The organism is Limnospira sp. (genome assembly GCF_051859755.1).
GTDB lineage: Bacteria > Cyanobacteriota > Cyanobacteriia > Cyanobacteriales > Microcoleaceae > Limnospira > Limnospira fusiformis.
In genome coordinates this window covers 1-6,650 of the sequence record NZ_JBIMLI010000106.1, presented here as the reverse complement: position 1 = coordinate 6,650, position 6,650 = coordinate 1, and the positions used below count along the sequence as shown (strand labels likewise).

Annotated in this window: 5 protein-coding genes; 3 read left to right on the top strand and 2 right to left on the bottom strand. The window is 43.7% G+C overall.

The annotated features are described in order from the left end of the window. The first annotated feature begins 119 nt into the window (after positions 1 to 119). Positions 120 to 1,517 (top strand): TldD/PmbA family protein, encoded by a 1,398-nt coding sequence (locus ACTIE0_RS16890; protein ID WP_006669723.1) that lies wholly within the window; start codon positions 120 to 122, stop codon positions 1,515 to 1,517. Between the two features lie 16 nt (positions 1,518 to 1,533). Here ACTIE0_RS16890 and ACTIE0_RS16885 read toward each other — a convergent pair whose 3' ends face one another. Further along, positions 1,534 to 3,234 (bottom strand): TPM domain-containing protein, encoded by a 1,701-nt coding sequence (locus tag ACTIE0_RS16885; protein ID WP_006669724.1) that lies wholly within the window; start codon positions 3,232 to 3,234, stop codon positions 1,534 to 1,536. Positions 3,235 to 3,339: 105 nt separating this feature from the next. Between ACTIE0_RS16885 and ACTIE0_RS16880 the strand changes: the two genes are divergently transcribed. Beyond that, a complete protein-coding gene (locus ACTIE0_RS16880; protein ID WP_006669725.1) occupies positions 3,340 to 4,110 on the top strand; it encodes a LemA family protein in 771 nt (256 codons plus the stop codon). Between the two features lie 84 nt (positions 4,111 to 4,194). Here ACTIE0_RS16880 and glpK read toward each other — a convergent pair whose 3' ends face one another. Next, a complete protein-coding gene (gene glpK / locus ACTIE0_RS16875; protein ID WP_006626298.1) occupies positions 4,195 to 5,712 on the bottom strand; it encodes a glycerol kinase GlpK in 1,518 nt (505 codons plus the stop codon). A 124-nt stretch (positions 5,713 to 5,836) separates the two neighbouring features. On the opposite strand from glpK, the gene ACTIE0_RS16870 reads away from it, so the two are divergent. Continuing rightward, positions 5,837 to 6,583 carry an RNA-guided endonuclease InsQ/TnpB family protein gene (locus ACTIE0_RS16870; RefSeq protein ID WP_006626299.1) on the top strand — a complete coding sequence of 249 codons (747 nt, stop codon included), beginning with the start codon at positions 5,837 to 5,839 and terminating at the stop codon, positions 6,581 to 6,583. Positions 6,584 to 6,650: the final 67 nt, after the last annotated feature.

The window sequence follows — 6,650 nt, the reverse complement described above, 5'->3', positions numbered from 1 at the left end:
TTTCACTGGCTTATGGCGAGATTGGTGATCGGAAATTCATTGAACCCTGGCCAATGGGTTGATATGACTCTAATAATGTTATAGTAACACCTACTGATTCATCAATATTGTTATCTATTATGAACACTACCTTTGCAGATGTCAAAACTATAGTCCAGGATTTAATTACCCGCTATCGTCATCGGGTGGATTATTTAGCGATCCGAATTGAGGAATCAGAGGAAACTAATATTTTATTAAGGGGCGATCGCATTGAAACTTTGAGCGAGGGTTTGTCTTTAGGGGGACAGGTACGCGCTTGTTATCGAGGCGGTTGGGGTTTTGCTAGTTTTAATGATTTATCTAAGCTAGAAGACCGGATTCAAGAATCAATTATGGCGGCGCGATTAATTGGTACTGAAGAAACTATCCTCGCGCCAATTCCGATTATTGAAGATAGCTATATTTTACCGCTGACCGGTTCCGATCCTCGTCATATTCCCCTGTCGGACAAAAAGACATTATGCGATCGCTATGGAGAAATTCTCCGCAGTGTTGATGACAAAATCACCACCATTTCTGTTAGCTATAATGATAGCACTCAACGGATGCTCCTAGCTACCTCTGAGGGGACTTTACTAGAACAGGGTTGGGTAGATATGGAAATGCGTTTTGCCGCCACAGCGCGCCACGGAGAAACCGTCCAGACCGGACGAGAAACCACAGGTTCCAGAACAGCCTATGAAGACCTAACCCAACTTGAACATCAGGTTCGCAGCGCCGCCAAACGGGCTGTTAATTCTCTTAATTTACCTCCCGTCCGGGGCAATATTTACACTGTAGTTATTGACCCAATTTTGTCCGGTTTATTCGTTCATGAAGCCTTTGGGCATCTTTCAGAAGCAGATATGGCTTACGAAAATCCTGACCTCTTGGAAGTCATGACTTTAGGGCGAGAATTTGGGCCGAAAAACCTCCAAATTTTTGATGGTGCATCCCCAGCAGGACATCGGGGTAGTTATTTTTATGATGATGAAGGAACCCCCGCTACTAAAACTCAATTAATCCAAGATGGGCGATTAGTCGGACGGCTACACTCCCGCGAAACTGCTGGTAAATTAGGAGAAAATCCCACCGGAAATGCTCGTTGTTTAAATTACCATTATCCCCCTTTAGTACGGATGACTAACACTTGGATTGAACGGGGAAATACTCCCGTCGAGGATTTGTTTAGTGAGATTAAATTGGGGGTTTATGCACGGAATTGGTTGGGGGGAATGACTAACGGCGAAATGTTTACTTTTAGTGCTGGAGAAGCCTGTATGATTCGCAATGGAAAATTAGCGGAACCTGTCCGGGATGTTACCCTATCTGGTAATGTGTTTACCACTTTGGCAGATATTGAGGAAATTGGTGATGATTTCTATTGGGATGAGTCGGGAGGTTGTGGAAAAGGAGGTCAAAATGGGCTACCTGTAGGCTGCGGTGGTCCTAGTTTGCGTATCCGTAATGTGGTTGTGGGAGGAGAAGCATCATAAATTAATTAAAAGCCTCCTAAAAGTCACTACCAGCACCACCCCCACCACTACTACCCCCACCAAAACTCCCACCACTACTACTACCCCCACCAAAACTGCCACCACTACTACCGCTACTTCCACCACTACTGGAGGATGATGATAAGCTGGGAATTGTGTGGTCGGTTTTTGTATTGTAGTTGCAACATTCACATTGATAGGTAATCCGTAGGAGTCCTGTACTATATTGAGTGGGTGAGACGACGGTTTGTGATGTGCTGGTTACGGTTAATTCTTTACCAATAGGACATTCTGAATGGCTGGGCTTGTTAACGTAGGCTTTTAGATAGATAGTATCGCGACTCAGTGCGCCTACTTCAGGACTCCACCACGCCTCAAAACTAACATTTCCGAGTTTGGCGGCTACCTGTTCATGGTCTGTTAATAGGGGTTGGAGTTCTGCGGTTTCTAAGGGTTCTAGGAAAACTTGTGAATCAGTATTATAAACAGGACGGAATGAACGCTGATTTTTGTTTTTCTTAAAACGCCATTCAATGAGTTGAGAACTGATGGTAAAACAGCCAATCAAACTAATTAGAGATGTGATAATTATTCCCGATTTAATTATGCCAATCCATGATTCTTGATAGTATATTAACCACCCAAAGAAATGTATGGAAAAAATAACTACCATAGGTAATACCATAGTTATGGAAACAATAAATACCATAGTAGTTAATACCATACTGCCAATTGCTGAACCGATGGCCTGATTAATTGTGGTGGGCTGATTAATTGTGGTGGGCTGATTAATTGTGGTCATTGATACTAAGATAGTTTTATACGCTTTTTTATACGCTTTACCCACCAGGATTATAAACAATATAGCTATCAGAGCCACCCCTGAAAATGGAGCTAATTGTGGGGTTCGATACAACATCCATAATACGGGGATAGCAGTTAAGGCAAATAATACACAAAATATACCTAAGCGGACATAAGTATAAGCGCCAGTTTCACTGGGGTCAAATGTTGTAATCCGCTGATAGTCTCCAGGCTTAACCAAAATAGGTTTTTGGGCTTCACGGCTGGCTAAATTATAAAAAGTACATGATAATAAACCGGCTGAACCTGTCAAAAACCAAACTAAATTAGGGATATCTATAGGGGGTTGAAGGCTGGCATCAAAAACGTGGTATTCTACGGCTTGAATTAAGGCTTGAGTTCCGGCTAAAATGCCATCATTAAAATTATCATTTCTTAAATAAGGAACTACATGATTATCAATAATTCGCCCGACTCTCGCATCAGGTAAAACTCTCTCAATACCGTATCCGGTCTCAATTTCTACACGGCGATCGCCTACAGATGTTAAAAATAAAAGACCGTTATCTTGACCCTGTTTACCAATTCCCCAATGATTAAATAGTGCAGTGGTAAAGGCTTTAGGGGAAGGATAAGACCCGGTTTCAGGAACTGTCACCACAGCAATTTCGGTCCCGTTTTTTTCTTCGAGTTCAAAAATCATCTGATTTAATCGGTCTTCTGTTTCATTGCTGAGAACATTCGCCATATCTGTCACCCATCCCCCATATACTTCTTGAGGATTAGGAACTTCTGAGGGAGTGAGACTATAACTGACGGAAGGCTGTGATATCAGGATGATGCTAAAACAGAGAATTCCTAAGCACCATACTCCTAAAATGCGACCGTAGCGCTGGATACTGTTAATTTTCATAATTCCAGGTTAACTCATCAGCAAGTTATGTGATATTATAAGGACCTACAATCAGCAGAGGAGCAATTCTTTAAGAAAACTTAATTTTTGGGGAGAGGAAGATTGATGAATGATGCTGCTGATAGCAATATTCCCGAAAGACTCGCGCCAGAAGTGTTAGAAGTGGCTTCTCGGTTGTATCAGGAAGCTATTGATAGTTATTCGATCGCCGAACTCCAGGAAGCGGGTGCGGAGGTTTCTATTCCGCCAGAATTTATCGAAAAAGCGATCGCCGAAATTGAGAAACAGCGCCAACTAGAAGCGATCGCCCAACAAAAAGCCACCCAACTTAAATCTGGGTTAACATTAGGGGGGATAGTTTTCGCAGTAGTAACGGTATTATGGACTATTGTTACTTATAATTTAATTTCAGCCAGGTATCAGCAAACCCAAGCATCCTGGAGTCAAGTAGAAAACCAACTCCAGCGGCGGGCTGATTTAATTCCGAATTTATTAGCTGTAACTCAAGCGCAAGCACAACACGAACAGCAAATTATTAACCTGTTAATTGAATCGAGGGAACAGTTTTTACAAGCCAATTCTGCATCGGAAAAATTAGTAGCTAATGATGAAATGAATTTAGCTATTGGGCAATTTAATCAGTATGTAGTCAGCCAGCCCCAACTGGGTTATTCCCCGGCTTTTATCGGTCTTATGTATGAATTAGCTGGGACAGAAAACCGCATAGCTACTGAAAGACAAAGATATAACCAAACTGTCCAAGAATATAATCAATACCTCCAACGTTTTCCTAACTCTATAGTTGCTGCTATTTTTGGTTTTGAGGAAAAGCCATTTTTTCGCGCTGAAAATACCCAGGTTCCTAAGATTGAATAAAAGCAGAAAGTCAACCGCCATCTAGTCAAAATTAATCCTATAGGAGGTTGACAAAATCGGATATTTATGATAAAAAAGGGATTTTTAATCAACCCAATTTTTAGCCCTACTGATGGCGCGTGTCCACATAATAAAATGATCGCGCGCCTGTGCGGAGCCTCCTCCGGGTTCAAATATGCGATCGACTTGGCGGCGAGAAATCAAATCCTGGTAACTATCCCAAAAACCGATCGCCAAACCCGCACCAAAAGCTGCCCCTTGGGCGGTAGCATCCAAAATGGCGGGACGTTCGACAGGAATACCCAACAAATCGGCTTGAAACTGCATCAAAAAATTATTTCGGGAAGCGCCGCCATCAACCTTCAGCAGAGAAATAGAAGTTTGACAATCCTTATTCATAGCTTCCACGACCTCACCGACTTGATAAGCGATCGACTCCAAAACCGATCGCACCAAATGTTGTCGCTGTACACCGCCAGTAATACCCATAAAAGCACCCCTAGCACTCATATCCCAGTGAGGGGCTCCCAAACCGCTGAGGGCTGGCACAAAATAAACTCCATTAGTATCATGAACCTGGCGACACAATCCCTCAGTTTCCGCCGCCGAATCAATCAATTTAATTCCATCTCGCAGCCATTGAATACAAGCGCCGGTGGTAAACATAGCCCCCTCCAGGGCATAATTTGCCGAAATCGGGCGGTCTCCCTGCTGTTGAGTCCATGCCATAGTAGACAAAAGTTGATTATGCGATCGCGTCAAAATCTCCCCAGTCTGAGAAATCAAAAAACATCCCGTCCCATAGGTACATTTCAACATCCCCGGCTGGTCGCAACCGTGAGCAAATAAAGCAGCCTGCTGGTCTCCCAAAATAGCCGTAATCGGAATTTCCACCCCCAATAGATTCGGGTCAGTTTTACCAAAAAAGCCGATACTGGGTTTAATTTCCGGCATGATATGGCGAGGAATACCAAACAAATCTAGCAAAACCGGACCCCAATCACCCCGATCCAAATTCATTAACATAGTGCGGCTGGCGTTGCTGTGGTCTGTAGCGTGAACCTTTCCCCCCGTAAGTTTCCATAGCGCCCAGGTATCCACAGTTCCGGCTAAGACATTATCCAAATTAACATGGGGCTTTTCTCGTTTTACCCAGTCAAGTAACCAAGCCAATTTAGTTGCCGAAAAATAGGCATCAACCACCAATCCTGTGCGTTCTTGAATTTCCTCAGCCTTTCCTTGCTCGGCTAATTCTCGGCATTTAGCAGCCGTGCGGCGATCCTGCCAAACGATCGCATTATGAAGAGGCTCTCCCGTCGTCTTATCCCACAACATACAGGTTTCGCGCTGCACCGTCAAACCAATAGCTTGCACTTGGGTCGGAGAAATCCCCGTATCCCGAAATACCCGTTGCATCATCTCTGACGTATCTTCCCAAATCTGTTGCGGGTCATGTTCCAACCAACCAGGTTGAGGATAATGTTGTGTAAGTTCTTTATAAGCCTGACCTGCGATGGAACCTTCAGCATTAAACAAAATCGCCCGATTGCCTGTTGTGCCTAAATCCAGGGCTAAAATATATTGAGTATTTAATGTAGTCATGAGCATTTCTTTGAAAAAACTTACGAAACTAGCACGATCATTTGAAAGCCCCATTGCTTCAGCGCGGGGATGAAAAACAACGGCGACTTTAGTCGCCTTAGGCTAGATGTGCTAACATCACAGCATGATTGTACTTGAGTTTAAGGCAAAAACCAAACCGCTACCAGCTTTAGCCATAGACGAGGCTATTCGGACGGCTCAATTCATCCGTAACAAAGCCTTGCGCTATTGGATGGATAACCAAGGGGTTGGCAGGTACGACCTCAGCCGACTCTGTAAAGAGTTAGCTGAGGAATTTCCTTTTGCCAGAAAACTCAACTCGATGGCTCGTCAAGCGGCAGGAGAACGCGCTTGGAATGCAATTAGCCGGTTCTTTGAGAACTGTAGGAAAGGCATCAAGCCAGTAGGGTATCCTAAGTTTAAGAAACACTCTCGTTCAGTAGAGTACAAAACCTCTGGCTGGAAGCTACTTGAACCTAAGCGTATTAAGTTTACAGATGGTTTTGCTATCGGCGAGTTGCGCTTGATTGGTAGCTATGATTTAGCCCATTATGACGAATCACAAATTAAGCGGGTTCGGCTAGTCCGTCGGGCGGATGGGTACTATGTTCAGTTCTGCATCAAAGCAGATTGTCGAGTGCAGACAAAACCCAGTCAAAAAGCTATTGGGATAGATATGGGACTGCGATATTTCATAGCCACCAGTGATGGCAGTGTAATAGAGGCACCTCAGTTCTACAGAAAAGCTGAAAAGCAGCTTAATCGTGCGAATAGGCGGAAATCTCGAAAGTTTCGTAAAGGAGCAAAACCTCAGTCCCAGAACTATCACAAGGCTAGGAATCGGTATGCTCGCGAGCATTTGAGAGCATGATTTAATCTCAAATTAGGTTAACATTTTACGGCAATACGGTATAATACCAAGTATGGTGCGAGACCTT

Coding starts and splice junctions, on each gene's coding strand:
- glpK (WP_006626298.1), bottom strand. CDS start 5,712: ATGACTACATTAAATACTCAATATATTTTAGCCCTGGATTTAGGCACA.
- ACTIE0_RS16870 (WP_006626299.1), top strand. CDS start 5,837: ATGATTGTACTTGAGTTTAAGGCAAAAACCAAACCGCTACCAGCTTTA.
- ACTIE0_RS16890 (WP_006669723.1), top strand. CDS start 120: ATGAACACTACCTTTGCAGATGTCAAAACTATAGTCCAGGATTTAATT.
- ACTIE0_RS16880 (WP_006669725.1), top strand. CDS start 3,340: ATGAATGATGCTGCTGATAGCAATATTCCCGAAAGACTCGCGCCAGAA.
- ACTIE0_RS16885 (WP_006669724.1), bottom strand. CDS start 3,234: ATGAAAATTAACAGTATCCAGCGCTACGGTCGCATTTTAGGAGTATGG.